Origin of the sequence: Cellulomonas soli, from assembly GCF_013409305.1 — a bacterium.
Classification (GTDB): Bacteria; Actinomycetota; Actinomycetes; order Actinomycetales; family Cellulomonadaceae; genus Cellulomonas; species Cellulomonas soli.
This window is the reverse complement of record NZ_JACBZJ010000001.1, coordinates 2,753,411-2,779,046: the sequence shown is the minus strand read 5'-3', so window position 1 is coordinate 2,779,046 and position 25,636 is coordinate 2,753,411. Positions and strand designations below refer to the sequence as shown.

Here is a 25,636-nt window from a genome sequence, read left to right as displayed (position 1 = left end):
GACCACCGCCAGGCGGTCGACCCGTCAGCGGGTCCGTGTGCAGGTGACGGCGGGCACGACCGAGCCCGAGTCCCCCTCGGCGGTGCCGTTGACACCGAGCGAGATCGACTGACCCGCGGCCACGGTGCCGTTCCACGAGGTGTTCTCGCCGGTCACCGACGAGCCACGGGTGCCGAGCATCACGGCCCACGCCTCGGTGATCTGCTGGCCTTCGGGCAGGGTCCAGGTCAGCGTCCAGGCCTGCAACCCCTCGGAGCCGGCGGTCAGCACGATCGTCCCCTGGAACCCGCCGGGCCAGGTCTTCGCCGTGTACGTCGCGGTGCACCCTGCGGCGACCGGGTCGGGCGGGTCGACACCGCCGCCCGTCGGCGGACCCGAGGGCTGCCCGGTCTCGCGGCCCCCAGGAGAGTCCGCCGTGGGGCCGCCCTGCCGCGCCGGCGACGTGGGTGACGCACCCGGGGCGGTGGGCGCGGCCGAGGGCGTCGCCGTAGGTTCGGTCTCCGGCGCCGTCGGCACCGGGCTCGGCGTCGGTCCGGCACCGAGCGTGAGGTCCGCCGCGGCGAACGGTGTCACGGGCTCGTTCACGTCCGGCTCGCCGATACCGCCGTCGCACGGGCGGGAGGTGTCGTTCGCGAGGTACCGACCGGCCGTGCAGGTCAGGCTCACGACCGCGTCCCCGCCCACGACCACGTCACCACCCAGGCTCGCGCCGGGAGCCACCACCGCCGAGTCCCGCACGACCACGGCGTCACCGAGCACCGCACCGTCGGCCACCCAGGCGCGCCCCTCGACCCGGACCGATCCGCTCAACCGGGCCGCACCCCGCACGACGGCGCCCGGTGCCACGTAGACCGTGTCGGCGACGGCCGCCCTGTCGTCGACCCATCCGCCGCCGTTGACGTGCCGGTGTGCTCCTTCGACGGTCGCCTCGGGATCCGCGGTGACGACACCGGCCCCCTGCACGGCGATCTCGAAGGGGTACCGGTAGGTGCTCCCCGCGGCAGCGGCACCGTAGTCGTGCGAGACCGACGGCGCCCCGACGACCACCAGGTACAGCTCGTGCTCACGGTCACGCAGCGTGAAGTCGATCTCCGCGTCGGACGACTCCGTCACCGTGCTGTACCGGGGCAGGCCGTCACCGATCGCGACGAAGCCGTAGCTCCAGCCCGCACCCGTGGCGGCGTCCTCGTGCCCGCGCAGCCGCACCCGCACGGTCGTGCCGTCGGAGTCGGGCACGAGCCGCACCAGGGCGTACCCCTGGTCGGACGGGGCGAAGGACCCGGTGACCCGGTAGACCCCCGCCGTGGTCGGATCGGCCTCGACCGGGGTCGCGCGGTCCTGCAGCAGCAACGGGTCGATCTCGTCGATCGCGGCCGCCAGGCCGTCGGACCCGGCGAGGTCCCAGGTGACGGTCCGCATGGCGTACTCGGTGATCCGGCGGTGCAGCGCCTCGCTCGACAGCCCGGTCAGCCGCCGGTACGCGTCGAGCGGCAGCTCGTCGGCGTGCGCACCGCGCCAGACCTCGCCGATGACCTGCGGCCCGTCGCGCTCCGCGAGGTACTCCAGCAGGAGCCGACCGCCGGTGCCCAGACGGGCGCTCGACCACGCGAGCTCGGGCGAGCGGACGAGGTCCGCAAGGTCGTCCGCGTGCCCCGGCACCGCGAGAGAGGCGAGGTAGCCGGCGCTGGCGTCCCAGAAGGTCTGCGAACCCTCCGGCAGCGGGCCCGGGTCGGGCCGCTCGAGCAGCGCGAAGTGCTGCACGACCTCGGCGAACCCCCGGGCGAGCTCCCAGGCGTCCCCACCCAGGTGCGCGGAGTCGACCTCGAGCAGGCCGACGCCCCCGGTGACGCTCGCGAGCGGGCGCGGCGCGGCAGCGCTGCCGTCCTCCCCGGCGTCGGCGAGCACGCTCGCGAGGGTGCCGCCCGACGGGGTCGTCGACTCGGGCCCGGCGGTGTCCGTCGCCCCGGCCGCCTGCGACCAGGTGTCGTCCACGACGACCACGACCTTGTGCTCCCCGGCGGGGCCGTCCTCCCGTGCGACCACGAGCTCGTCGACGTCGAGCGCGTACAGGTCCTCGAGGCGTTCGAGGGCGACGGCCGGGTCGAACCGGACGTCCTCGGGCGCCGAGGTGGGATCGGCGCCGGCGAGGTCGCCCCACGCGAGCACCACGTCCTCGCCCTCGAGCGTGTGGGCGCTCGGCCAGACCGCGGCCCACCCGTCCGGGACGGCGACGTCCTTGGCGCCCGCGCCCGCATGGAAGACCGCGGCGCCCACCCCGACGCCGAGCGCGAAGGGAAGAGCCAGCCCGAGCGCGATCGTGCCGCGACCGACACGTCGCATTGCTGGTCTGCCCCCTCCCGTCGCGTCGCGATGCCAGCCCCGACCTGACCCTGGCTGCCTGACCTGGCCTGACCTGGCCTGACCAGGAAGGGTGCTCGCGCGCGCCCACCCTTCCCGGTCGGCCCGGGCTCAGTCAATGTCGCAAGCGCCCCTGTTCGGGTGAATCTGGTGGCTGTGGTCAGTAGCCGGCGTCCGCCTCGAGGCCGGACAGCACGGCGGCCGTCCCGGACAGGCCGAGCCGGGTCGCACCCGCCTCGATCATGGCGAGCGCGTCCGCCGCGGTCCGGACGCCGCCGGACGCCTTGACACCCAGCGCACCCCCGACCGTCCGGGCCATCAGCCGCACCGCGTGCACCGACGCCCCGCCCGCCGGGTGGAAGCCCGTCGAGGTCTTGACGAAGTCCGCACCGGCGCTGCGTGCCGCCTGGCACACCGCCACGATCTCCTCGTCGGTCAGCGCGGCCGACTCGATGATCACCTTGAGCACGGTCGGCGCCGGCGCCGCGGCACGGACGGCGGCGATGTCCGCCTCGACCGCGTCGAAGAGGCCGGCCTTCGCGGCACCGACGTCGATCACCATGTCGACCTCGTGCGCGCCGTCGGCCACCGCGCGGGCGGCCTCGGCGGCCTTGATCGCGCTGTGGTGCTTGCCCGAAGGGAAGCCGCAGACGGTCGCCACCAGGAGTCCGGGGGCGTTCGAGAGGTCGACGGGGAGGAACGACGGCGAGATGCACACCGAGTACACGCCGAGCTCGGCGGCCTCGGCGATGAGCGCCTCGACATCGGCGCGGGTGGCCTCGGGCTTGAGCAGCGTGTGGTCGACGAAACGGGCGAGTCCCGTCGCGTCGAGCGGCGTGTGGCCGGTGATGCTGCTCGGGTCGAGATGGCTGGTCATGCGCGGTGCCTTCCTCCGGTGGCCGCCGTGAAGGCGGGCTCGATGACGTCCACGACGAGGCGGGTCCGCTCGTCGTGGTGCAGGAAACTGTGCTGCGCGGCCGCGACGGTCACGTCGCGCAGGTCGGCGGGCGTCCACCCGGCGTGCTGGACGAGCAGCGCGAGCTCACGCGTGAGCGTCGTGCCGGACTGCAGCCGGTTGTCGGTGTTGACCGTGACGGTGAAACCGAGCCGCTTGAGCCGGGTCACCGGGTGCTCCGCGACCGAGGTGGCGGCGCCCGTCTGGACGTTCGAGGTGGGGCACGTCTCGAGCGGGATCTGCCGGTCGCGCACCCAGTGCGCGAGACGGCCCAGCCGAGGCCCGTCAGCGTCGAGCTCGTCGTGCACGTCGTCGATGATGCGCACGCCGTGTCCGAGGCGACAGGCGCCCGCCAGGTGCACGGCTTCCGCGATCGAGTCCAGTCCTGCCGCCTCGCCGGCATGCACCGTGGCCGGGAAGCTCGCGTCGCGCAACGTCCGAAAGGCCGAGGCCTGACGCGAGGCCGGGAACCCGACCTCGGCCCCGGCGATGTCGAAGCCCACCACGCCCGCGTCCCGGTTGGCGAGGGCGAGCGCCGCGATCTCGTCGCCCCGGTCCGCGTGCCGCATGGCGGTCAGCAGCGTGCCGATCCGGATCGTGCGCCCGTCGGCCGCGGCCTGCTCGACACCTTCGGCGAAGCCTGCCTGCACGGCGTCGACCACCTGCTGCAGCGTGAGGCCGCCGGCCAGGTGCTGCTCGGGGGCGTACCTCTGCTCGGCGTACACGACGCCGTCGGCAGCCAGGTCGAGCACCGACTCGCGTGCGACCCGTCGCAGGTTCGGCTCGGTCTGCATCACGGCGACCGTGTGCGCGAACGTCTCCAGGTACAGCTCGAGGCTGCCCGAGCTCGCGGCCCGGACGAACCAGGCTCCCAGCGCGTCCGGCGAGCTCTCCGGGAGCGGGTGCCCGGTCTGCGCGGCGAGCTCGACGATCGTCGCCGGGCGCAGCCCCCCGTCGAGGTGGTCGTGCAGGAGCACCTTGGGCAGGGCACGCACCTGGTCGAGGAGCGCGGCGTCCGGCTCGTGCTGCTCGGCGCCGGCGGCCGTACGGTCGCTGTCGTTCACTCGTCCCCGTCCTTGTCGTCCCCCAGGGGGATCTCGGTGTCCTGCTCGAGGACGTCCGCCTCGTCGGCGTCGCCCTCCTGGTCGCCGCGGGCGAAGCCGGGCTCGTACTCCTCGGGGTCGGCGCCGTCCGGCAGCGGCCCGTCGGTCAGCCGTCGGGGCTGGTCGGGGTCGACGGGCTCCAGCCCCGCGTCACGCCAGGCATCAGATCCAGGGACGGTGCTCATGGCTCCTCCAGGGGACCGTGCCGCCGACGGGAGCGGCGGGCACTGCCATCCTGCTCCGCGCCCTGCGGCCCCGCCACGCGTGACCGGTGCCGCACGCAGCAGCACCGGTCACGCGTCGTCAGGCCGTGATCCGGTCGATGACCAGCGGCCGGGTGACCACGCTCGTGCCGGACGGCTCGACCACGATGCCGCCGACGAGCGCCTCACGGGCCCGGGCGAAGCGGTCCGGCGTGTCGGTGTGCAGCGTCAGGATCGGCTCGCCGGCCCGGACCGTGTCACCGGGACGCGCGTGGATCTGCACGCCCGCGCCGGCCTGCACCGGGTCCTCCTTGCGTGCACGTCCGGCACCCAGCCGCCAGGCCGCGATGCCCACGGCGTACGCGTCCAGGGTGCTCACGACGCCGTCGCGCTCGGCGACGACCGTCTCGGTCTCGCGCGCCCACGGCAGGGGCGCGTCCGCGTCGCCGCCCTGGGCGGTGATCATCCGCCGCCAGGCGTCCATCGCCCGACCGTCCCGGAGCGCAGCAGCCGGGTCGGCATCCGGTCGGCCCGCCGCGTCGAGCATCTCGCGGGCGAGGGCGATCGTGAGCTCGACGACGTCCGCGGGCCCTCCACCGGCCAGGACCTCCACCGACTCGCGGACCTCGAGCGCGTTGCCCGCGGTGAGGCCGAGCGGCGTCGACATGTCCGTCAGCAGGGCAACCGTCGTGACCCCGGCGTCCGTGCCCAGCTCGACCATCGTCCGGGCGAGCTCGGCAGCGCGCGCCTCGTCCTTCATGAACGCACCCGAGCCGACCTTGACGTCGAGCACCAGCGCACCGGTGCCCTCGGCGATCTTCTTGCTCATGATCGAGCTGGCGATCAGCGGGATGGCCTCGACCGTGCCCGTGACGTCGCGCAGCGCGTACAGCTTGCGGTCCGCGGGCGCCAGGCCCGAGCCGGCCTGGCAGATGACGGCGCCGACCTCGTCGAGCTGGCGCATCATCTCCTCGTTGCTGAGCGCGGCACGCCAGCCGGGGATCGACTCGAGCTTGTCGAGCGTCCCGCCCGTGTGCCCGAGCCCACGGCCGGACAGCTGCGGCACGGCCACGTCGAACACCGCGACGAGCGGCGCGAGCGGCAACGTGATCTTGTCGCCGACCCCACCGGTCGAGTGCTTGTCCGCGGTCGGGCGCGACAGCCCGGAGAAGTCCATCCGCTCGCCCGAGGCGATCATCGCCGCGGTCCAGCGGGCGATCTCCGACCGGTCCATGCCGTTGAGCAGGATCGCCATGTTCAGGGCCGACATCTGCTCGTCGGCGACCACGCCGCGCGTGTACGCGTCGATCACCCAGTCGATCTGGGCGTCGGACAACCGGTGCCCGTCCCGCTTCGCGACGATGACGTCGACGGCGTCGAACGACTCACTCATGCCCGCTCCTCCAGGTCGTCCGGCCCGAACGCGTCGGGCAGGACCTCACTCATCGGCTTGATGCCGCTCACCGTCTCGACCAGCAGCCGCGGACCACCGTGCTCGAACAGCAGCTGGCGGCAGCGCCCGCACGGCATGAGCACGTTGCCGTGCCCGTCCACGCAGGTGAAGGCCACCAGCCGACCGCCGCCCGACACGTGCAACCCGGAGACCAGCGCGCACTCGGCGCACAGGGTCAGGCCGTACGAGGCGTTCTCCACGTTGCAGCCCACGACGACACGACCGTCGTCGACCAGGGCTGCGACCCCCACCGGGAACTTCGAGTAGGGGACGTACGCCCGGTGCATGACCTCCGTGGCGGCGGCCCGCAGGCCGTCCCAGTCGATCGTCGTCTCGCTCATCCCCGCCTCACTTCTCGTAGGGGATGCCCTCGGCGGCGGGTGCGCGCACCCGACCGACGAGCCCGGCCACGGCGAAGATCGTCACGACGTACGGCGTCATGAGCATGATCTGGCTCGGGATCGGCGTGCCGATGATGCCCAGGACGACCTGCAGGTTGTCGGAGAAACCGAACAGCAGGGCCGCGGCCAGCGCACCCGTCGGGTTCCACCGACCGAGGATCATCGCGGCCAGGGCGATGAAGCCCTTGCCACCGGTCATCTCCTTGCCGAACGCCAGACCTGCGGCGACCGTGAAGAACGCGCCGCCGAGACCGGCGACACCCCCACCCAGGACCGTGGCCTTCATCCGGGTCAGGTTGACCTTGATGCCGACCGTGTCGGCCGCCTTCGGGTGCTCGCCCACCGAGCGCAGCCGCAGACCCCACCGGCTCTTGAACACCAGGATCTGCAGCACCACGACGACGACGTACATGATGTAGACGAGGGCCGTCTGGCGGAACAGCACCGGGCCGATCACGGGGATCTGGCTCAGCAGCGGCACCGAGAGGGTCGGCAGCTTCGGCGGCGAGTTGAACGTCGCCGAGTCCACCTTGAGCACCGTCGAGAACAGGTAGCTCGTCACGCCGACGACCAGCACGTTGAGCACGACGCCCACGATGATCTGGTTGACCACGTACCGGATCGAGAACAGCACCAGGAGCAGGGCGACGAGCGCGCCCGCGATCGGCGCGGCGACCAGGCCCGCGTACGCGGAGTGCGTGATGGAGGCCACGACGGCCGCGAGGAACGCACCGGCCAGCAGCTGGCCCTCGATCGCGACGTTGACGATGCCGGAGCGCTCGCAGAGCAGACCGGCCAACGCACCGAAGACCAGCGGCACCGCGAGGAACAGCGAGCCCTGCAGCAGACCGGTCAGCGGCAACGGCGAGGCCTTGCCCGCGTCCGCCCACGTGAGGAACGCCAGGATGACGGCGACCCCGAAGAGCGCGGGCAGCCACGCACCGACCTTCCTGCGGGACCGTGCGGCGAGGAACGAGACCGCCGCCAGGGCGAGCGCGACGAGCGAGAGCACGATCGCCGTCGTCTTGGACGGCACCGTGATCGGGTCGATCTGGAAGAAGTCGCTCGGGGTCGAGACCGTGAACGTGGACGTGCGGCCCGTCGGCGGGACGAGGCCGAAGAGGACCAGCGAGATCAGACCCACGACCCCGTAGCCGATCGGGGCCTTCCAGCTGATCGGCTTGAGCGGCCGGTTGCCGGTCGCCGTGGGTCGTCCGGACGCGGGCGCCGGGGACGTGACCGTGGCGGCACTCATGCGGTCACCTCCTTGGTGGCGGCGCGGCGCTCTCGGCGCGCACCGGGTGCGGGCAGTCGGAAGATGGCACGGACCAGCGGCGGTGCGGCGATGAACAGCACCACGAGCGACTGGACGACGAGCACGATGTCGATCGGCGTACCCGTCCGGGCCTGCATGGCGAAGCCGCCGGCGCGCAGCGCGCCGAACAGCAGGCCCGCGAAGAACGTGCCGAGCGGCTTGGAGCGGCCCAGCAGCGCGACGGTGATCGCATCGAAGCCGAAGCTCGCCGCGACCCCGGCGGTGAGCACACCCTCGGTTCCGAGTACCTGCGCCGAACCGCCCAGGCCGGCGAGCGCTCCCGCGACGACCATGACCCAGATGTAGGCGCTGTTCACCGAGATGCCCGCGGTGCGTGCGGCGTTCGGGTTCGACCCGACCGCACGGAAGCGGAAACCGATCGTGGAGCGGCCCATGAGCCACCACACGAAGACCGCGGCGAGGATCGCCAGGATGAAGCCGCCGTGCAGCCGGAAGCCGCTGCCCATGAGCAGCGGGTACAGCGCGGAGTCCTTGATGTCGGGCGAGATCGGGTTCGTGCTGCCCGGCTTCTGGAAGGCCGACGTGGTCAGCAGGAACGCGATGAGGTAGACCGCGATGTTGTTGAGCATGATCGTGACGATCACCTCGTGCGCACCGGTGCGCGCCTTGAGCACACCGGCGATCCCGGCCCACAGACCACCACCGACGGCGGCCGCGAGCATCGCGACCAGCAGGTGCAGACCCGGCGGCAGCGAGAGCGTGAAACCGACCCAGGCGGCGAAGACCGCGCCGAGGATGATCTGACCCTGCGCACCGATGTTGAACAGGCCGGCACGGAAACCGATGCCCAGGCCGAGGCCGGCGAGGATCAGCGGCACAGAGGTCGTCATGGTCTCCGTGAGCGGCTTGATCGCCTTCTGCCAGGTGTCGGCACGGAAGTCGACGACAGCACCCTGGAAGAGCGCCGCGTACGCGCTCGACACGGCGTCCCAGACGGCAGAGAAGAAGTCGCTCGGGCGGGCGAAGAGGTAGACCGCGGCGTCCTGCACGGCCGCGTCCGCGGCCGCGATGAGGATGCCGCTGATGACCAGGGCGAGGACGACGGCCAGGACGGTGACGAGCCAGCTGCTCGAGAGGATCTCGTGCATGACCGTCTGCCCACGAGGGGCCTCCGGCTCGCTGGCGGGCGCCGGCGCGGGGGCGGCGGCGGGGACGGGCTGGCTCACAGGAGTCCCTCCTCGGAGGTGGTGTCGCTCGGGCCGGCGCCGGGACCCGCCCCACGGTCGGCATGGCCGAGCACGGTGTGGTGGGTCGCGGCCTGCGCCTGGGCCTCGGCGAGGGGCACGCCGGCCATCATCAGGCCGAGGACGTCACGGTCGGTGCCGCCGGGGACGACCCCGACGATGCGTCCGCGGTAGAGCACGAGGATGCGGTCGGCCAGCGCGAGGACCTCGTCGAGCTCGGTCGAGACGATGATCACGGGCGTGCCGTTGTCCCGCTCCGCGACGATCCGCTGGTGCACGAACTCGATCGAGCCGACGTCGAGACCACGCGTGGGCTGCGAGGCGATGAGCAGGCGCAGCGGACGGCTGAGCTCACGGGCCAGGACGACCTTCTGCTGGTTGCCGCCCGACAGCGTGCCCGCGTGCGCCTCGACCGACGGCGTGCGCACGTCGAACTCGACGATGCGCCGCTCGGCGTTGGCCTGGATCTGGCCCAGGTCGAGCGAGACGCCCTTGGCGTACGGGCTGCGGTGGAACAGGTCGAGCACGAGGTTCTCCGCGACGGAGAAGTCGGCGACGAGCCCGTCCTCCGTGCGGTCCTCGGGGACGAAGCCGACACCGGAGGCCAGCACGTCGGCGACACCCAGCCCCACCAGGTCCTGGCCGTCGAGCTCGACCGAGCCCGCGACCGGACGCTCGAGGCCGAGCATGACCTCGGTGAGCTCGGTCTGGCCGTTGCCCTGCACGCCCGCGATCGCGAGGATCTCGCCGCGCGCGACGTCGAAGCCGACCTGGTCCAGCTGGCGCACGCCCGCGGCGTCGATGACCGTCAGGTCGCGCACCCGGACGGTGACCTCACCGGCCCGGGCCGGTGCCTTGTCCACGCCGAGCTCGACGGAGCGGCCGACCATGAGGGAGGCCAGCTCCTTCTCGCTGGACGACGGCTGCGCGGTGCCCACGACCTTGCCGCGGCGGATCACCGTGATGCGGTCGGCGACGGCGCGCACCTCACGCAGCTTGTGCGTGATGAAGACGATCGAGGTGCCCGACGCCTTGAGCTGGCGCATGATGCCGATCAGCTCGTCGGTCTCCTGCGGTGTGAGGACCGCGGTCGGCTCGTCGAGGATGAGCACCGAGGCGTGCCGTGAGAGCGCCTTGATGATCTCGACGCGCTGCTGCGCGCCGACGGGCAGGTCCTCGACCAGGGCGTCGGGGTCGACGTCGAAGCCGAACCGGTCGGAGATCTCCCGCACCCGACGACGTGCCTCGGCCAGGTCGATCAGACCGCCGCCCTTGACGGGCTCGTGGCCCAGCACGACGTTCTCGGCCACCGTGAAGACGGGCACGAGCATGAAGTGCTGGTGCACCATGCCGATCCCCGCGGCCATGGCGTCACCCGGACCGACGAAGGTCGCCGTCTTCCCGTCCACGAGGATCTGGCCCTCGTCGGGGTCGTAGAGGCCGTAGAGCACGTTCATCAACGTGCTCTTGCCTGCACCGTTCTCGCCCAGCAGCGCATGGATCTCGCCCGGCTCGACCACGAGGTCGATGTGGTCGTTCGCCACGAGGCTGCCGAAGCGCTTGGTGATCCCTCGGAGTTCGAGCTTCACACCGGTCACGCTCCTCAGTTACACCGTCGTCGGTTACCGCTCCCGCTCCATGGTGGCCGGGGGCTCCTTCTCGTGCACGTCACGTGCACGTCGCGTGCACCGCACCTGCACGGCATGCGCACGTCGCTGTGCGCACCCCGCACCGTAGCGGTTCGGGCGCGCATGTCCGTACACAGCACGGTGGCCCGGGCGTCAGCGACGCCCGGGCCACCGTCTCGGATCAGTTCGCGCTGGGCGAGTCGACCACGAGGTCGCCGCTGATGATCGAGGCCTTGAGCTCCTCGAGCTTCGCGCTCAGGTCGGCCGACACGAGCGACTCGCTGTTGTGGAACGGCGCGATGCCGATGCCACCGTTCTCCAGCGTGCCGACGTACGGGTCCGAGGTGAACTCGCCGTTGACGCCCTGCTCGACGGTGTCGTAGACCGCCTGGCCGATCTCCTTCATGACCGAGGTCAGGATGATGTCGGCGTAGTCGGGGGCCGTCAGGAACCAGTCGGCGTCGACGCCGACGATCTTGACGTTGCCGGCCTCCTGGGCGGCGGCGGCGGCACCGAGACCGACCGGGCCGGCGACGGGCATGATGACGTCCGCGCCCTGGTCGATGAAGCCCTTGGCGAGGTTCTGGCCGTTGGCCTGGTTCTCGAAGTCACCCGTGAACGAGCCGGTCTGCGCGGCCTTGTCCCAGCCGAGGACCTTCACCGCGGTGCCGTTGTCGGTGTTGTACTGCGCGACGCCGTCGGCGAAGCCGTCCATGAAGATCGACACGGACGGCAGCTGGATGCCACCGAACGTCGCGACGACGCCCGTGGTCGAGGTGCCCGCGGCCGCGTAGCCCGCGAGGAAGGCCGCCTCCTGCGTGTTGAACAGCAGCGGCTTGGCGTTCTCGATCGTCACCGCGTTGTAGTCGGCGTCCGAGAAGGCGGAGTCGACGAGCGCGAAGTCGATGTCGGGGTTCGCCTCGGCGGCCGACTGGATCGGGTCCTCCAGCAGGAAGCCGACGCCGATGATCAGGTTGCAGCCGTCCGCGACGAGCTGGTCGATGTTCGGCGTGAAGTCCGTCTCCGCCGTGGACTCGACCTTGTTGATCTCGACGCCCAGGTCCGCACCCGCGCGCTCGAGGCCCTCGAGACCGGACTGGTTGAAGGACTTGTCCTCGAAACCGCCCGAGTCGGAGACCATGCAGGCCTTGTAGTCGACCGTGGTCGTCGAACCGGTGCCTGCGGTGGTCTCCTCGGCCTCGGGGGCACTGCCACATGCCGTGAGCGTGAGGGCGACCGCACCGCTGAGCGCGGCCACACGCATGATGTTCTTCACTCGACTCTCCTGCTTCTCGTCCGTACCGGACCGGCTGGTCCGCCTACACGGCGACGCACCGTCACGCCGACGCGCGCGGGGCTGTCCGGCATCGATGTCTCGGACACTAGTGAGGGTTGTGTGACGAGGGCGTTACCGGGGGGTACAAGCGGCCTTTCCGTTACCGACTTGGTATGTGCGCAGGCCTCGTGAGCAGGGCAGGGCGGCCGATGCGCCTCGCCCGCACCGTTCAGCCCCGGCCCGCCAGCACGGCGGTCCGCGCGAGGAGCAGGGCGCCCGCCTCGACCGCACGCTCGTCGACGCGCAGGTCGCCCTGATGGATGTCGTAGGTCCGCCCGCCGGGCGTCCGGGTGCCCAGGCGCGCCATCGCCCCGGGCACCTTGGTCAGGTACCAGGCGAAGTCCTCGCCGCCGAGCGACTGCTCGGTCAGCACGACCGACGCCGGGCCGAGCACGTCGCGCGAGGCAGCCTCCAGGAAGCCCGTGGCGCGCTCGTCGTTCTCCACGGGAGGGACGCCGCGGTGGTGGCGCACCTCGACGTCGACGCCGAGGAGGGCCACGACCTGCTCGACCGCGGACTCGAAGACCTCCGAGGCCTTCTCCCAGGCCCGCACGTCCAGGCAGCGCAGCGTGCCGCGGATCGTGCCGGTCGTCGGGATCGCGTTGTGGGCCGAGCCGGCCTGCACGGCACCCCAGGTGAGGTTGACGCCCGAGCGGGGGTCGAGCCTGCGCCCGAGGATCGCGGGCACCTGCGTGGCGATCTGGCCGAGCGCGAACACGACGTCACCGGTCAGGTGCGGACGGGACGTGTGCCCGCCGGGACCGGTGACCGTGACCTGCACCTCGTCGCTCGCCGACGTGATGGGCCCGATGCGGGTGCCGAGCCGACCGACGTCGAGCTTGGGTTCGCAGTGGACCGCGAAGATCAGGCCCACGCCGTCGAGCGCGCCCTGGCCCACGACGTCGAGGGCGCCACCGGGCTGCACCTCCTCGGCGGGCTGGAAGATCAGGCGCACCCCGGTGCTCAGCCCACCCTGCTCGGCGAGAGCGGCGAGCGCGAGCCCGGCCCCCAGCACGGCCGCGGTGTGCACGTCGTGGCCGCACGCGTGGGCCACGCCCCGCGCGGCCGACTCCCACGGCAGCCCGCAACGGTCGGCGACCGGCAGGGCGTCCAGATCGGCGCGCAGCGCGACCCGGCGGTGCTCGGGCGTCGCGCCGGACGGGCCGATGTCGCAGATCAACCCCGTGCCCACCAGCAGCCGGGGGCGTAGTCCCGCGGCCCGCAGGCGAGCCTCGACGACGGCCGTCGTCCGCGCCTCGGCACGGGCGAGCTCGGGGTGGGCGTGCAGGTCGCGGCGGATCGCGACGAGCTCGTCGCGCAACCCGGCGACGGTCGCGGCGAGCGCCCGCACGACGGTGTCGTCCGAGGTCGCGGCCACGGCGCTCAGCGGCTCGACGGCCGGCATCGGCTCGACCTCCGTCGCGGGCGGCTCGGAGGGACGGGGCGACTCGGCAGGGGCGGCAGCGGCGGGCGACACGCCTTCGAGGGTAGTTCCTGGCACCGCCCGCAGGTCGGACGGTGCCAGGACGTGGGCTCAGAGGAGGTCGTCGCGCCCGCGCGCGCGCCAGGCGTCGACCGCCGCCTTGACCTGCTGGGCGTGCTCACGCGTCGTGACCAGCACGGCGTCCGGGGTGTCGACGACGACCGCGTCGGGGATGCCGAGGACGCTCACCGTGCGACCGGAGGCGGGCGCCACGACCGCGCCGGGCGCGTCCACGCGCAGCACGAGCGCGTCGTCGCCGAGCGTGCGACCGCCGTCGGTGGACCCCTCCGGCGCGGGCAGCAGCGAGGCGAGCGAGGCGAAGTCGCCGATGTCGTCCCACGTGAAGTCACCCGGGACGACCGCGACGCCGCCCGCCGCGGCGACCGGCTCGGCGATCGCGTGGTCGATCGCGATCTTCGTCAGCCCCGGCCAGGTCGCCGCGAGCACCTCCTCGCGCGCAGCGGTGTCCCACGCGGCGGCGATCCGCACGAGCCCGTCGTGCAGCGCGGGCAGCTGGGTGTGCAGGTGCTCGAGCAACGTGGCGGCCCGCACGATGAACATGCCGGCGTTCCAGCGGTACTCCCCCGTGGCCAGGTACTCCGTGGCGGTCTGCTCGTCGGGCTTCTCGGTGAACCCGGCCGCGTGCCGCACGCGCGGCGCACGGGCGAGCCCGAGGGAGTCGCCCGAGCGCACGTAGCCGAACGCGGTCGACGGCTCCGTGGCGGCGATGCCGACCGTCACGACGTACCCGGCCCGCGCCGCCTCGACACCCTCCTGGACGGTGCGCGCGAACTCCTCGGCGCCCTCGATGATGTGGTCGGCGGCGAAGGACCCGAGCACGACGTCCGGGCCGTGGCGCTGCACGAGCACCGCGGCGGCCAGGCCGATCGCCGCCATGGAGTCGCGCGGCGACGGCTCCGCGAGCACGTCACCGGCACCCAGCTCGGGCAGCTGCTCGGCGACCGCCGCGGCGTGCCGGACGCCTGTGACGACGAGGACGCCGGCCGGGCCGGTCAGCGGCAGGAGCCGGTCGACCGTCCCCTGCAGGAGCGTGCGACCGGTGCCGGTCAGGTCGAGGAGGAACTTGGGGTGGCCGGCCCTGGACAGCGGCCACAGCCGCGTCCCGGCGCCCCCGGCGGGCACGACAGCGTGGAAGCCGGGGATCGCCCCGGAGATGACGGACATGTCCGTGACCTTAGTCGCAGGCCCGGCCCGCCATCGGGGGTGTGCGTCCGGTCACATCGGTCGCTCGTACGGATCGCGTCGCGCGGGAGGTCCGTGTCCCGTGGCGCAGGTCACTACAGTGGTGCGCACCAGGACGCCGACGTCCTTCGCCCTCACCGCCAGGAGGCCCCTCAAGTGCCCGCAGCGCCGACAGCGCCCACAGCGCCCGCCGGAACCCTCTACCGGGGTCGGGAAGGCATGTGGTCGTGGGTCGCCCACCGCATCACCGGTGTCGCGATCTTCTTCTTCCTCCTCGTGCACATCCTCGACACCGCCCTGGTGCGTGTGTCCCCGGAGTCGTACAACGACGTGATCGCCACGTACAAGAACCCGATCATGGGCCTCGGTGAGGCCGGTCTGGTGGCAGCGATCGTCTTCCACGCGTTCAACGGTCTGCGGATCATCCTGGTGGACTTCTGGGCCAAGGGCCCCAAGTACCAGCGTGTGATGCTCTGGGTGGTCATCGGCCTGTTCGCCGTGACGATGGCCGGGTTCCTGCCGCGTCACCTCATGCACGTCTTCGGGGGCGAGTGATGACGACGATCGCCGATCCCAAGGCCCCGCGCACTCCGCGCCCCGGCCCGGGTCGCCGCAGCACCCGCGGCAACACCGAGATGTACGGCTGGCTGTTCATGCGCGCATCGGGCGTCGTGCTCGTCGTGCTGATCTTCGGCCACCTGTTCGTCAACCTCATGCAGGGCAACGGCGTGAAGTCGATCGACTTCGGCTTCGTGGCCGGCAAGTGGGCGAACCCGCTCTGGCAGGTCTGGGACCTGGTCATGCTGTGGCTCGCGATGATCCACGGCTCCAACGGCGTGCGCACCGTGATCAACGACTACGCCGAGAAGGACCGCACGCGTCTGGTGCTCAAGGCGCTCCTGTACCTGGCGTTCGTCGTCGTGGTCGTGCTCGGCACCCTGGTCATCTTCACGTTCGACCCGTGCCCGCCGAACTCCCCGGCCGACCTGCTGCCGTCCTTCTGCACGGCCTGACCGGCGCCCGCACCGCAGCAGGACGCCCCACCCGCAAGCCCCCAGCGACAGGAAGGCATCGCCGCAGATGCAGACCCATCAGTACGACGTCGTGATCGTCGGCGCGGGCGGCGCCGGCATGCGCGCGGCGCTCGAGTCCTCGGTCCGTGCCCGCACGGCCGTCATCTCCAAGCTCTACCCGACGAGGTCGCACACCGGCGCGGCGCAGGGCGGCATGTGCGCCGCACTGGCCAACGTCGAGGAGGACAACTGGGAGTGGCACACGTTCGACACCGTCAAGGGCGGTGACTACCTGGTCGACCAGGACGCGGCCGAGGTGATGGCCAAGGAGGCCATCGACGCGGTCATCGACCTGGAGAAGATGGGTCTGCCGTTCAACCGCACGCCCGAGGGTCGCATCGACCAGCGCCGGTTCGGCGGCCACACCCGCAACCACGGCGAGGCCGCCGTGCGTCGCGCCTGCTACGCGGCGGACCGCACGGGGCACATGATCCTGCAGACGCTCTACCAGCAGTGCGTGAAGAACGACGTCGAGTTCTTCAACGAGTTCTACGTGCTGGACCTGCTCGTCGACCACGACCTCGCCTCCGGCCACGTCGCCGAGGGCGAGGAGGTCAACGTCTCCGGCGTCGTCGCCTACGAGCTGGCGACCGGCGAGATCCACGTCTTCCAGGCCAAGTCGGTCGTGTTCGCGACCGGCGGTGCGGGCAAGATCTTCAAGACGACGTCCAACGCGCACACGCTGACCGGCGACGGCATGGCTCTGGCCTACCGGCGCGGCATCCCGCTGGAGGACATGGAGTTCTTCCAGTTCCACCCGACAGGCCTGGCCGGGCTGGGCATCCTGCTCTCCGAGGCGGCCCGCGGCGAGGGCGGCATCCTGCGCAACGGCAACGGCGAGCGCTTCATGGAGCGGTACGCCCCCACCATCAAGGACCTCGCCCCACGCGACATCGTGGCGCGGTCGATGGCCAACGAGGTGCGCGAGGGTCGAGGCGCCGGGCCGAACAAGGACTACGTCCTGCTCGACCTGACGCACCTGGAGCCCGCGCACATCGACGCCAAGCTCCCCGACATCACGGAGTTCGCGCGCACGTACCTGGGCATCGAGCCCTACACCGAGCCCGTCCCGGTCTACCCCACCGCGCACTACGCGATGGGCGGCATCCCGACCAACATCCAGGGCGAGGTGCTGCGCAACGCCACCGACGTCATCAAGGGCCTGTACGCCGCCGGTGAGGTCGCCTGCGTGTCGGTGCACGGCTCGAACCGACTGGGCACCAACTCGCTGCTGGACATCAACGTGTTCGGCAAGCGGGCCGGCAAGGCCGCGGCCGCCTACGCCGCCACGGCCTCGTTCGTCGACCTGCCCGAGAGCCCCGCCGTGTCCGTCGAGGCGGGACTCGAGGAGATCCGCACGCGTCCCGACGGTGAGCGCGTCGCCGACATCCGCAAGGCGTTGCAGGTGACGATGGATGCCAACGCGCAGGTCTTCCGGACCTCGGAGTCGCTCGCGCAGGCGCTCGAGGACGTCAAGGAGCTGCAGAAGCGGTTCCGCTCGGTGAGCGTGCAGGACAAGTCGCGCACCTTCAACACCGACCTGCTGGAGGCCGTCGAGCTCGGGTTCCTGCTCGACATCGCCGAGACGGTCGTCGTGGGTGCCCTCAACCGCAACGAGTCGCGCGGTGGGCACTTCCGGGAGGACTTCCCGGACCGTGACGACGCGCAGTACATGAAGCACACGATGGCGTACCGCCGCCCCCTGACGTCCACCGCGGACGGCGACCCGGACGGCACGTTCTCCACCGTGACCGAGTTCGACGGCTACCAGCTCGTTCTCGGCAGCAAGCCCGTCACCGTGACCCGCTACCAGCCGATGGAGCGCAAGTACTGATGACCGCCACCCTCGACGCCCCTGCCACCGCCGTCGGAGCGGTGCCCAGCTTCCAGGTCACGCTGAAGATCCTGCGTCACCTGCCCTCCGACGACGCCGCCCCGGCCGTCTTCGGCGACGCCCCCGCGCCCACGAGCTCGCAGTGGGAGGAGTTCACGGTCACGGTGCACGGCACCGACCGGGTGCTCGACGCGCTGCACAAGGTCAAGTGGGAGCAGGACGGCTCGCTGACGTTCCGCCGCTCGTGCGCGCACGGCATCTGCGGCTCGGACGCGATGCGGATCAACGGCCGCAACCGTCTGGCCTGCAAGACGCTGCTCAAGGATCTGGACCCGAGCAAGCCCATCACGATCGAGCCGATCAAGGGCCTGCCCGTCATCAAGGACCTCGTGGTCGACATGGAGCCGTTCTTCGCCTCCTACCGCGAGATCATGCCGTTCCTGGTCACCAGCGGCACCGAGCCGACCAAGGAGCGCCGCCAGTCGCCCAAGGACCGCGCGAAGTTCGACGACACCACCAAGTGCATCCTGTGCGCCGCGTGCACGTCGTCCTGCCCGGTGTTCTGGACCGACGGGCAGTACTTCGGCCCCGCCGCGATCGTCAACGCGCACCGGTTCATCTTCGACAGCCGCGACGAGGGCGGCGCGCAGCGCCTGGAGATCCTCAACGACAAGGAGGGCGTGTGGCGCTGCCGCACGACCTTCAACTGCTCGGAGGCGTGCCCCCGCGGCATCGAGGTCACCAAGGCGATCCAGGAGGTCAAGCGCGCGATGATCACGCGCGTCTTCTGAGGTCGTCCAGCCCGGAGTCCCCGGACGGATCCTGACGAGCCGGTGTCAGCCTCGCGGCGGCACCGGCTCGTCCGCGTCCCGGGCACGCTCGAGGTCCTCGGGCACGTCCGGGCTCGGCGGGTCGGCGGTCCACGCCGCGGCCAGGAGCACGAGCCGGGCGACGAGGTTGATCCAGGCGAGCAGGGTCACCAGCACGGCGAACGAACCCAGCAAGGGGTTCCCGGTCACCGATCCGGCCACGACCGACGTGCCCAGCAGGCGCACGGCACCCAGACCCGTCGCGGCGAGCACCGCACCGAACGTCAGGTCGCGCCGTCGCGGCCGCGCACCGGCCAGGACCGTGACGACCAGCACGAACACCACGGCATCGAGCACGAACGACACCGCGGCGCCCGACACCCCGAGCAGCACGCCCCCTCCGCGGTCGACCCCGAGCACGCCGAGCAGCCACTGGGACGTCCCGGTCAGGGCCTGGCTCAGGACGGCCGACACCAGCACCACGACCGCGAAGGCGACCAGGCCGCCGAGGTCGCGCAGCTTGCCGACCACGGCGCTCTCCGCATCGGTGGTCGTGCCGAAGACCGCCCGAACCCCCTTGCGCATGGCCGCCATGGCCGACGTCGCGCTGACCAGGAGCACCACGAGCGCCACGGCCCCGGCGACCGTGAGCCCGGGGCTGAAGACGAGGTCCTCCGGGACCAGCAGGCCGTCGCCGTCGCCGGTGTCGAACAGGCCGGGCAGCGCGTCGTCGACCGTCTCGATCACCGTCGCGCGCAGCTGCTCGTCGTCGCCCAGCACCCGCATGAAGAGGGTCCAGCCCAGGGTCAGGCCGGCCGACAGGGAGAAAAGCGTGGCGTACGCGATCCCGCCGGCCAGGACGCCACCGCCCACGGCGCCGAACCGGGCGTTCGCCCGGCCCGGTCGGGAGCCCTTCCACCAGTCGATCCGGCGGTGCACCCACTGGGCCGACCGCGCCCGGAGCGACGGCGCTGTGCGCCCTGATCTCCGCTCCGACGCCTCGGCGTGCCGCTGCGCCGCACCCGCACCCGTCGGCTCCTGCGCGTCAGGCCCCGCGTCTGCCCCCGGGTCGGGCCCTGCGTCGGGGCGGTCCATCTGGCGACCCTAGGCCGCGGACGTCCCGTCCGCAGCCGTCCCGCCCGTCGGGCCGGCCGACCGGCCGCCCAACGGGTAGTCGCGGGCAGGTCGCCACACGCCGTCGTCGCCGTGCTCGTAGGAGTGGATGAGCGTGACCAGGAACGACGCGTCGAAGTCGGCGAGCCCGTCGAACGCGGCGTCGAGCCTCTCGTCCGGTACCTCGTGCGCCACGGTGACGTGCGGGTGGTAGTTGAACCGCAGGCCCTGCTCGAGCGGCCCCGACCGCACGTCGCTCTCCAGACGCTCGCAGCCGGCGATGCCCTCCACGACCTGGACGAACACCACGGAGGACACCGGGCGGAACGACCCCGTACCGCGCAGACGCACGGTGAAGGGCTCGTGGCTGGCCGCGACCTCGCGCAGGTGCGCGTCGATCTCGACCAGCCGCTCCGGGGCGACCACCGTCGGCCCCAGCAGCGTGATGTGCGAGGGGATCTGCTCGGCGGCGGGGTCGCCGAAACCCGCGCGGGCGTCCTGCAGCAGCGTGCCCCACGGTTCGGGGACGGTGATCGACACCCCGATGCGGACCTCGTCGTCCGCACGCTCGGGAAGGTTCACGCCCGCCCCACCCGTGGGCGCCGCGGCAGCAGGCCGGACCGGTCGTAGATCCGGTCGAGCGTCACGCCGGCGATCGTGCGCGCCTTCTCGGCACCGTCGGCCAGCACGGCGTCGAGCGACGCCGGGTCGGCGAGGTAGTCGTGCACGCGGGCCTGGAACGGGGTCAGGAAGCCCACGACGACCTCGGCGAGGTCCTTCTTCAGGTCGCCGTAGCCCTTGCCCTCGTAGTCCTGCTCGAGCGAGGCGACCGATCGGCCGGACAGGGCCGAGAAGATGGTCAGCAGGTTGGACACGCCGGGCTTGGCCTGCGGGTCGAACCGGATCTCCCGGTCGGCATCGGTCACGGCCGAGCGGATGCGCTTGGCGACGACCTTCGGGTCGTCGAGCAGCTCGATCAGACCGTTCGGGCTCTCGGCCGACTTGCTCATCTTGGCCGTCGGGTCCTGCAGGTCGTAGATCTTGGCGGTCTCCTTGACGATGTGCACCTCGGGGACCACCACGGTGTCCTTGCCGAACCGTGCGTTGAGCCGCTGGGCCAGGTCACGTGAGAGCTCGAGGTGCTGGCGCTGGTCCTCACCGACGGGCACCAGGTTCGTGTCGTACAGCAGGATGTCGGCGGCCATCAGCACGGGGTACGTGAACAGCCCGACCGTGGTGCCCTCGCTGCCGTGCCGGGCGGACTTGTCCTTGAACTGCGTCATCCGGCCCGCCTCGCCGAAGCCGGTGTGGCAGGACAGGACCCAGGCGAGCTCGGCGTGCTCGGGCACGTGCGACTGCACGAACAGCGTCGACCGGCTCGGGTCGACGCCCGCGGCCAGGTACTGCGCGGCCGTCCTCCGGGTGCGCTCGCGCAGCACCGCGGGGTCAGGGTTGACCGTGAGCGCATGCAGGTCGACGACGCAGTAGAGCGCGTCGTGCTCCTCCTGGAGTGCGACCCAGTGGGTCAGGGCGCCGAGGTAGTTGCCCAGCTGGAGCGAGTCCGAGGTGGGCTGCATCCCGGAGAAGATGCGTTGCTGCTGCGGCGCCAAGACCATCCGACCAATCTCTCGGTGCAGCGCGGGCGCTGCGACGTACGGAACCCGGGCGGAGGGACCCGGGCGGGTGTGCGCGCGGTGCTGGTCCGCGTGCACGGTGGTGCTCAGGTCGCTTCGTCGTCGAACGGCGCAGCGACGGGTTCGGGGCTCACGAGGGGTCCCGCCGCACCGGCCGCGCCCGCATCGGCCGGACGACCGGCACCCGTGCGATAGGTCGGGCGAGCCGTGGCAGGACGAGTGACCGGACGAGCGGGTGGTTCGTCGTCGAGCAGGGCCTCACGCACGATCCGCCGCGGGTCGTACTTGCGCGGGTCGAGGGCCGACCAGTCGACGTCCTTGACGTCCTCGCCCAGTTCCTCGTCGACACGGGTGCGCGCGTCCTTGGCGAACCGGCGTGCCCGACGAGCCCACACGCCGAGCTGCTCGGCGTACTGCGGGAGGCGTTCGGGGCCGATCACCAGGATCGCGACGAGCAGCAGAACGAGCCACTCGCCACCGTTGATGTCGAACACCGGGTCAGGGTACCGCCGGGGTCACCCGCCGGAAGACTCCGACAGCTCGACCCGCACGTCCCGTTCGTCCTCGCCCGTCCGCACGCGCAGCACGACCACGTCACCCGGCGTCCGGGACCGGATCGTCACGATCAGCTCCTCCGGATCGGTGACCGGCCGGCCGTCGATCGCCAGGATCACGTCACCGCGACGGATGCCCGCCCGGTCGGCAGGACCGTCCGGGGTGACCGGAGGCGTCCCGTCGCTGTCCTCGGAGGCCACCTGGACCCCCTCACCGGTGTACCGGTCGTCGAGCAGCACCCCGATGATCGGGTAGGTGGCGGTCCCGGTCTCGATGAGCTGGTCGGCCGTGCGCCGCACCTGGTTCGACGGGATCGCGAACCCGAGCCCGATGCTGCCTGCCGTCGTGGAGTCCGTCCCGGGAGCCTGAGCGATCGCCGAGTTGATCCCGATGACCTCACCCGAGGCGTTCACCAGCGGCCCGCCGGAGTTGCCGGGGTTGATCGCCGCATCCGTCTGGATCGCGTTGATGAAGGCCGTGTCCGTCGCGTCGCCGGCCGACACCGGGCGGTTGAGCGCGCTGACGATGCCCGTCGTGACCGTGCCGACCAGCCCGAGAGGTGCGCCGATCGCGACGACCGGATCACCCACGACCACGGCGTCGGAGTCGCCGAGCAGGAGCGGCGTCAGACCCTCGACCTCGACCTTGACGACCGCCAGGTCGTAGTCGGCCGTCCGGCCCACGATGCTGGCCGGCACCTGCGTGCCGTCGGCGAACAGCACGACGATCGTCGCACCGACCTCGTCGGCCGATGCCACGACGTGGTTGTTCGTGAGGATGTAGCCGTCCTGCCGCAGCACGAAGCCCGAACCCGTCGACGTGCCGTCCGACGCCGTGACCTCGATCGACACGACCGAGGGCAGCACGGCCGAGGCGATGCCCGCGACCGAGTCCGGGGCGCGGTCCACCGAGCCGGTGATCGACACGGTCGGCAGGCCTGCGTCCGCGAGCCGGTTCGTGCCCGTCGACCGGGCGCCCAGCACGCCCCCGACGACGCCTGCGACCAGCGAGAGCAAGATCAGGGGGACGACCCACACGACCGACAGCGCACGCCCGCGGCTCCGCCCGCCCGATGCCACGGGCGCAGCGACCGGGGCGGCCGTGGGCGCGACCCCGGGAAGGACTCCGACCGGTGGGGCGAACGGCGGACGCGAGGAGAAGACAGGACCTTGCGGCACCGACGGCGAGGCGTACGGCGCGTACGGCGTGGGTGGCAGGGACGCCGCCGGAGGCGGCGAGACCGGAGGCGGCGAGACCGGGGCCGGCGGCACCGAACCACCGGGCGAGGCGAAGGGCCCCGCCGGTTGCTGCGACGCCCCAGCCGGTGCAGGGGCCGGAGCAGTCGCCGGAGCAGTGCCCGGAGCGGGCGCCGGGGCCGGCGGACCCGCAGGCGGGAGGCTCGCGGGCGGCTCGTCCGGCGGGAACGCCGGCAGCGGGCGCCCCGACGGCGGGGCGAACGGGGGCGGCTCGGACGGGGAGGGTGGCTGGTCGTCACCGGACGCGGTCGTCATGGCTGCGCGAACACTCCCGTCACCGTGTCCCATCCGCGGGTGATCCGCGCAGGCACGCCGTCGTCGTAGGTGCCGCCGGGAAAGGCGGCGACGACGGACTGTACCGAGTCGCTCTGGTGCGCGGCGACCACCTGGACGACCGTGGCGTCCGACTGCCAGACGACGTGCCACGGCGAGCTCGACAGGACGTACACCGTGCAGCCCTCGACGACCTGGGCGCTGGCACCCTCGAGCGCCACCGTGTCGAGCCGGCCCTGCTGCTCGGTGAGGACGACGGCACCGCCGGGCCCGGACAGGTCGACCTCGAGCACCTCGTCGTCCTCGCCCGACCAGCGCACCGCGGTGACCGTCCAGCCGTCGGGCAGCGACTGCGGGAAGGTCCAGCTGTGCGAGCGCAACCACTGCGTCGTCTCGGTGGCGACCGGCACCACCGCGTCGACCCCGTTCATCGGGGTGGCGCTCGTGTCGTCGAGCGCGGCCGCCTCACCGAGCAGCCCGAGCGCCGCACCCGGGTGCGCGGACGGGACGACGGCCGGCCGCGCGCCGAGGACGAAGAGAGCCGCGGCCACCGCGCCGGCGCCCGCGAGTGCGCCCATCGCGAACCTGTTGCGGGACCGGGTGCCCGTGACGTCACCGCGCAGACCGCGGGCGGGAACGGCGTACGCGGCCGAACCGAGCGGCACACCGGGCCGGGAGGACGGGGGCGCGAACGGGTCCCCCGGCACGGCGGGCGGGCACAGCGACGCCAGCGAGAGCAGACGGGTCGTCAGGTCGGGTTCGGGTGCGACGTCCTGCGCCTCGGCGAGCGCGCGCCGCGCCGCTCGCGACTGGGCGAGCTCCTCGGCGCAGGCCCGGCACACCGCGACGTGCGCGAGCGCGCGCTCGGTCGCGGCGACGTCCAGCTGGCCGTCGACCAGGGCGCTGATCCGCGAACCGAGGTGGCTCATCCGCGCGAGCCTGCTACCTGCTCGGCCCGGGCCGCGTCGGTGAGGTCCGCCGGGTGCCACCGCGCGCCACCGTCGTCCAGGTCGGGACCTGCCTTCGGTGCGCCCGGGGCGTTGGGTGCACGGTGCTCGAGCGACACGCGCAGGCGTGCACGCGCACGGTGGATGCGCGAGCGCACCGTGCCGAGCTTGATGCCGAGCGTGACGGCGATCTCCTCGTACGACAGGCCCTCGATGTCGCAGAGCACGACGGCCGCGCGGTACTCCGGCGGCAGGTCGTCGAGCGCCCGCTGCACGTCGTGGTCCAGGTTGCCGTGCTCGAACGCACGCTCGGGCGCGGCGAGCTGGTCGCCCGAGGCGTAGCGGTCGGACTCCTCGCCCATCGGGTCCATGCGGACGCGTGTGCGGCGGCGTGCCTGGTCGAGGAACAGGTTGGTCGTGATGCGGTGCAGCCAGCCCTCGAACGTGCCCGGCGTATAGCTGGACAGGGAGCGGAACACCCGCACGAAGGTCTCCTGCGTGAGGTCCTCGGCGTCCTGGCGGTTGCCCGTCAGCCGGTAGGCGAGCCGGTACACGCGGGCCGAGTGGTCCCGCACGATCTGCTCCCACGACGGGGCCTGCCAGACGGCCGGTCCGGGTGCGGTCATCGCAGGTCGACTCCTCCTCGTACGGGCCGGCGCCCTGCCGGCCGGGTGCCGGGCAGCGGCCCGCTCACCGTTCCTGGGAGTGTCCCAGTTCTTCCTGGGAGAACGCTGCACGCCGCCGGTGGGTTCCCGCCTCTCCGCCCCTCCCCGCCTCCCGGGCGCGCAGGGGTGCCGCCGGTAGGCTGACGGCCAGCAGACGGCTGCAGCGCACGCTCGTGCACGACGACCCCGGGAGGTCACCATCTCCACCGACAAGGCCCAGAGCTGGGTCTACTGCGAGGAGTTCGTTCCCGAGGACGACGTGCTGCTGCGGGCCCGCGAACGGGCCGCCCAGCTCGGCTGCACTCCGGTGCTCCCGGGCGCCGGTGCGCTGCTGAGCGTCCTGGCGGCCGCGGCCCAGGCGCGGGCCGTCGTCGAGGTCGGCACCGGGGCCGGGGTGGGTTCGCTCTACCTGCTGCGCGGCATGCCCGCGGACGGCGTGCTGACCACGATCGACCTCGAGGTCGAGCACCAACGCGCGGCGAAGCAGGCGTTCGCCGAGGAGGGCGTGCGACCCACACGCACCCGGACGATCTCCGGCCGGGCGGCCGACGTGCTCCCCCGGCTGACCGACGGCGGCTACGACCTGGTGTTCGTCGACGCCGACAAGGACGGCTACCCGGGCTACGTCGAGCAGGCCGTGCGCCTGCTGCGGCCCGGTGGCGTCCTGGCGGTCGACAACGCGCTCTGGCACGACCGGGTCGGGGACCCGGCGCGTCGGGACGAGCTGACGACGGTCATCCGTGAGGTGGGACGTGCGGTGCGTGCCGACGAACGTCTGGTCACCGCGCTCGTGCCGAGCGGCGACGGGCTGCTCACGGCCGTCCGCCGCTGACC

At 72.3% G+C, this 25,636-nt stretch carries 24 protein-coding genes; 5 read left to right on the top strand and 19 right to left on the bottom strand.

The window, feature by feature from the left end:
* Positions 1–24: 24 nt before the first annotated feature.
* The 12 genes from BKA22_RS12875 to BKA22_RS12820 form a co-directional block, all read right to left on the bottom strand.
* Positions 25–2,340 (bottom strand): DUF6055 domain-containing protein, encoded by a 2,316-nt coding sequence (locus tag BKA22_RS12875; protein WP_146953817.1) that lies wholly within the window; start codon positions 2,338–2,340, stop codon positions 25–27.
* A 178-nt stretch (positions 2,341–2,518) separates the two neighbouring features.
* Complete coding sequence (deoC, locus tag BKA22_RS12870) at positions 2,519–3,235, bottom strand: deoxyribose-phosphate aldolase (RefSeq protein WP_146953818.1); 717 nt, start codon at positions 3,233–3,235, stop codon at positions 2,519–2,521.
* A complete protein-coding gene (locus BKA22_RS12865) occupies positions 3,232–4,377 on the bottom strand; it encodes an adenosine deaminase (RefSeq protein WP_146953819.1) in 1,146 nt (381 codons plus the stop codon). Before BKA22_RS12865 ends, deoC begins: the two co-directional genes overlap by 4 nt.
* On the bottom strand, positions 4,374–4,601 hold the full coding sequence (locus BKA22_RS12860; RefSeq protein ID WP_146953820.1) for a hypothetical protein: 228 nt from the start codon (positions 4,599–4,601) through the stop codon (positions 4,374–4,376). Before BKA22_RS12860 ends, BKA22_RS12865 begins: the two co-directional genes overlap by 4 nt.
* 118 nt (positions 4,602–4,719) lie before the next feature.
* Entirely contained in the window at positions 4,720–6,012 is a 1,293-nt protein-coding gene (locus BKA22_RS12855; RefSeq protein ID WP_146953821.1) for a thymidine phosphorylase, read from the bottom strand.
* On the bottom strand, positions 6,009–6,413 hold the full coding sequence (locus BKA22_RS12850; protein WP_146953822.1) for a cytidine deaminase: 405 nt from the start codon (positions 6,411–6,413) through the stop codon (positions 6,009–6,011). Before BKA22_RS12850 ends, BKA22_RS12855 begins: the two co-directional genes overlap by 4 nt.
* A gap of 7 nt (positions 6,414–6,420) precedes the next feature.
* Positions 6,421–7,728: an ABC transporter permease gene (locus tag BKA22_RS12845; protein ID WP_146953823.1), complete on the bottom strand. Its 1,308-nt coding sequence runs from the start codon at positions 7,726–7,728 to the stop codon at positions 6,421–6,423.
* A complete protein-coding gene (locus BKA22_RS12840) occupies positions 7,725–8,975 on the bottom strand; it encodes an ABC transporter permease (RefSeq protein WP_371863666.1) in 1,251 nt (416 codons plus the stop codon). Before BKA22_RS12840 ends, BKA22_RS12845 begins: the two co-directional genes overlap by 4 nt.
* Positions 8,972–10,582, bottom strand: a complete 1,611-nt coding sequence (locus BKA22_RS12835) for an ABC transporter ATP-binding protein (RefSeq protein WP_146953824.1) — start codon at positions 10,580–10,582, stop codon at positions 8,972–8,974. The genes BKA22_RS12840 and BKA22_RS12835 overlap by 4 nt, the downstream gene beginning before the upstream one ends.
* A gap of 220 nt (positions 10,583–10,802) precedes the next feature.
* Positions 10,803–11,897, bottom strand: coding sequence for a BMP family lipoprotein (locus BKA22_RS12830; RefSeq protein WP_146953825.1), 1,095 nt, complete (start codon positions 11,895–11,897; stop codon positions 10,803–10,805).
* A 229-nt stretch (positions 11,898–12,126) separates the two neighbouring features.
* Complete coding sequence (locus tag BKA22_RS12825) at positions 12,127–13,362, bottom strand: amidohydrolase (protein ID WP_146953916.1); 1,236 nt, start codon at positions 13,360–13,362, stop codon at positions 12,127–12,129.
* 129 nt (positions 13,363–13,491) lie between these two features.
* Entirely contained in the window at positions 13,492–14,625 is a 1,134-nt protein-coding gene (locus tag BKA22_RS12820) for a mannose-1-phosphate guanylyltransferase (protein WP_146953826.1), read from the bottom strand.
* Between the two features lie 174 nt (positions 14,626–14,799).
* Here BKA22_RS12820 and sdhC point away from each other — a divergent pair, with 174 nt between their 5' ends.
* From sdhC to BKA22_RS12800, 4 genes are all read left to right on the top strand, one after another.
* Positions 14,800–15,198 (top strand): succinate dehydrogenase, cytochrome b556 subunit, encoded by a 399-nt coding sequence (sdhC, locus tag BKA22_RS12815; RefSeq protein ID WP_146953827.1) that lies wholly within the window; start codon positions 14,800–14,802, stop codon positions 15,196–15,198.
* The gene (sdhD, locus tag BKA22_RS12810) at positions 15,198–15,656 is read left to right on the top strand and encodes a succinate dehydrogenase, hydrophobic membrane anchor protein (protein WP_146953828.1); all 459 of its coding nucleotides are present in this window, start codon (positions 15,198–15,200) and stop codon (positions 15,654–15,656) included. The genes sdhC and sdhD overlap by 1 nt, the downstream gene beginning before the upstream one ends.
* Positions 15,657–15,723: 67 nt before the next feature.
* Positions 15,724–17,550 carry a succinate dehydrogenase flavoprotein subunit gene (gene sdhA, locus BKA22_RS12805; protein WP_146953829.1) on the top strand — a complete coding sequence of 609 codons (1,827 nt, stop codon included), beginning with the start codon at positions 15,724–15,726 and terminating at the stop codon, positions 17,548–17,550.
* Positions 17,550–18,341 (top strand): succinate dehydrogenase iron-sulfur subunit, encoded by a 792-nt coding sequence (locus tag BKA22_RS12800; protein ID WP_146953830.1) that lies wholly within the window; start codon positions 17,550–17,552, stop codon positions 18,339–18,341. Before sdhA ends, BKA22_RS12800 begins: the two co-directional genes overlap by 1 nt.
* Positions 18,342–18,386: 45 nt before the next feature.
* Here BKA22_RS12800 and BKA22_RS12795 read toward each other — a convergent pair whose 3' ends face one another.
* The 7 genes from BKA22_RS12795 to sigE all read right to left on the bottom strand — a co-directional run bounded on the left by BKA22_RS12795 (position 18,387) and on the right by sigE (position 24,763).
* Positions 18,387–19,454, bottom strand: a complete 1,068-nt coding sequence (locus BKA22_RS12795) for a YihY/virulence factor BrkB family protein (RefSeq protein WP_146953831.1) — start codon at positions 19,452–19,454, stop codon at positions 18,387–18,389.
* 9 nt (positions 19,455–19,463) lie between these two features.
* Positions 19,464–20,054 carry a 2'-5' RNA ligase family protein gene (locus tag BKA22_RS12790; protein ID WP_146953832.1) on the bottom strand — a complete coding sequence of 197 codons (591 nt, stop codon included), beginning with the start codon at positions 20,052–20,054 and terminating at the stop codon, positions 19,464–19,466.
* Positions 20,051–21,088 carry a tryptophan--tRNA ligase gene (gene trpS, locus BKA22_RS12785; protein ID WP_146953833.1) on the bottom strand — a complete coding sequence of 346 codons (1,038 nt, stop codon included), beginning with the start codon at positions 21,086–21,088 and terminating at the stop codon, positions 20,051–20,053. The genes BKA22_RS12790 and trpS overlap by 4 nt, the downstream gene beginning before the upstream one ends.
* Positions 21,089–21,192: 104 nt before the next feature.
* Positions 21,193–21,600, bottom strand: a complete 408-nt coding sequence (locus BKA22_RS12780) for a twin-arginine translocase TatA/TatE family subunit (RefSeq protein WP_146953834.1) — start codon at positions 21,598–21,600, stop codon at positions 21,193–21,195.
* Positions 21,601–21,621: 21 nt separating this feature from the next.
* Positions 21,622–22,698: a S1C family serine protease gene (locus tag BKA22_RS12775; RefSeq protein ID WP_223203656.1), complete on the bottom strand. Its 1,077-nt coding sequence runs from the start codon at positions 22,696–22,698 to the stop codon at positions 21,622–21,624.
* Positions 22,699–23,168: 470 nt separating this feature from the next.
* Positions 23,169–24,119 (bottom strand): zf-HC2 domain-containing protein, encoded by a 951-nt coding sequence (locus tag BKA22_RS12770; RefSeq protein ID WP_146953836.1) that lies wholly within the window; start codon positions 24,117–24,119, stop codon positions 23,169–23,171.
* Entirely contained in the window at positions 24,116–24,763 is a 648-nt protein-coding gene (gene sigE / locus BKA22_RS12765) for an RNA polymerase sigma factor SigE (RefSeq protein ID WP_223203657.1), read from the bottom strand. Before sigE ends, BKA22_RS12770 begins: the two co-directional genes overlap by 4 nt.
* A 238-nt stretch (positions 24,764–25,001) precedes the next feature.
* Here sigE and BKA22_RS12760 point away from each other — a divergent pair, with 238 nt between their 5' ends.
* Positions 25,002–25,634 (top strand): O-methyltransferase, encoded by a 633-nt coding sequence (locus BKA22_RS12760; protein ID WP_146953837.1) that lies wholly within the window; start codon positions 25,002–25,004, stop codon positions 25,632–25,634.
* Positions 25,635–25,636 lie beyond the last annotated feature (2 nt).

Bases quoted from the DNA above. Each gene is read 5' to 3' on its own strand.
- BKA22_RS12875 (WP_146953817.1), bottom strand. From the start codon at position 2,340: ATGCGACGTGTCGGTCGCGGCACGATCGCGCTCGGGCTGGCTCTTCCC.
- deoC (WP_146953818.1), bottom strand. From the start codon at position 3,235: ATGACCAGCCATCTCGACCCGAGCAGCATCACCGGCCACACGCCGCTC.
- BKA22_RS12860 (WP_146953820.1), bottom strand. From the start codon at position 4,601: ATGAGCACCGTCCCTGGATCTGATGCCTGGCGTGACGCGGGGCTGGAG.
- BKA22_RS12855 (WP_146953821.1), bottom strand. From the start codon at position 6,012: ATGAGTGAGTCGTTCGACGCCGTCGACGTCATCGTCGCGAAGCGGGAC.
- BKA22_RS12850 (WP_146953822.1), bottom strand. From the start codon at position 6,413: ATGAGCGAGACGACGATCGACTGGGACGGCCTGCGGGCCGCCGCCACG.
- BKA22_RS12845 (WP_146953823.1), bottom strand. From the start codon at position 7,728: ATGAGTGCCGCCACGGTCACGTCCCCGGCGCCCGCGTCCGGACGACCC.
- BKA22_RS12825 (WP_146953916.1), bottom strand. From the start codon at position 13,362: ATGCCGGCCGTCGAGCCGCTGAGCGCCGTGGCCGCGACCTCGGACGAC.
- BKA22_RS12820 (WP_146953826.1), bottom strand. From the start codon at position 14,625: ATGTCCGTCATCTCCGGGGCGATCCCCGGCTTCCACGCTGTCGTGCCC.
- sdhD (WP_146953828.1), top strand. From the start codon at position 15,198: ATGACGACGATCGCCGATCCCAAGGCCCCGCGCACTCCGCGCCCCGGC.
- sdhA (WP_146953829.1), top strand. From the start codon at position 15,724: ATGCAGACCCATCAGTACGACGTCGTGATCGTCGGCGCGGGCGGCGCC.
- BKA22_RS12800 (WP_146953830.1), top strand. From the start codon at position 17,550: ATGACCGCCACCCTCGACGCCCCTGCCACCGCCGTCGGAGCGGTGCCC.
- BKA22_RS12795 (WP_146953831.1), bottom strand. From the start codon at position 19,454: ATGGACCGCCCCGACGCAGGGCCCGACCCGGGGGCAGACGCGGGGCCT.
- trpS (WP_146953833.1), bottom strand. From the start codon at position 21,088: ATGGTCTTGGCGCCGCAGCAGCAACGCATCTTCTCCGGGATGCAGCCC.
- BKA22_RS12770 (WP_146953836.1), bottom strand. From the start codon at position 24,119: ATGAGCCACCTCGGTTCGCGGATCAGCGCCCTGGTCGACGGCCAGCTG.
- sigE (WP_223203657.1), bottom strand. From the start codon at position 24,763: ATGACCGCACCCGGACCGGCCGTCTGGCAGGCCCCGTCGTGGGAGCAG.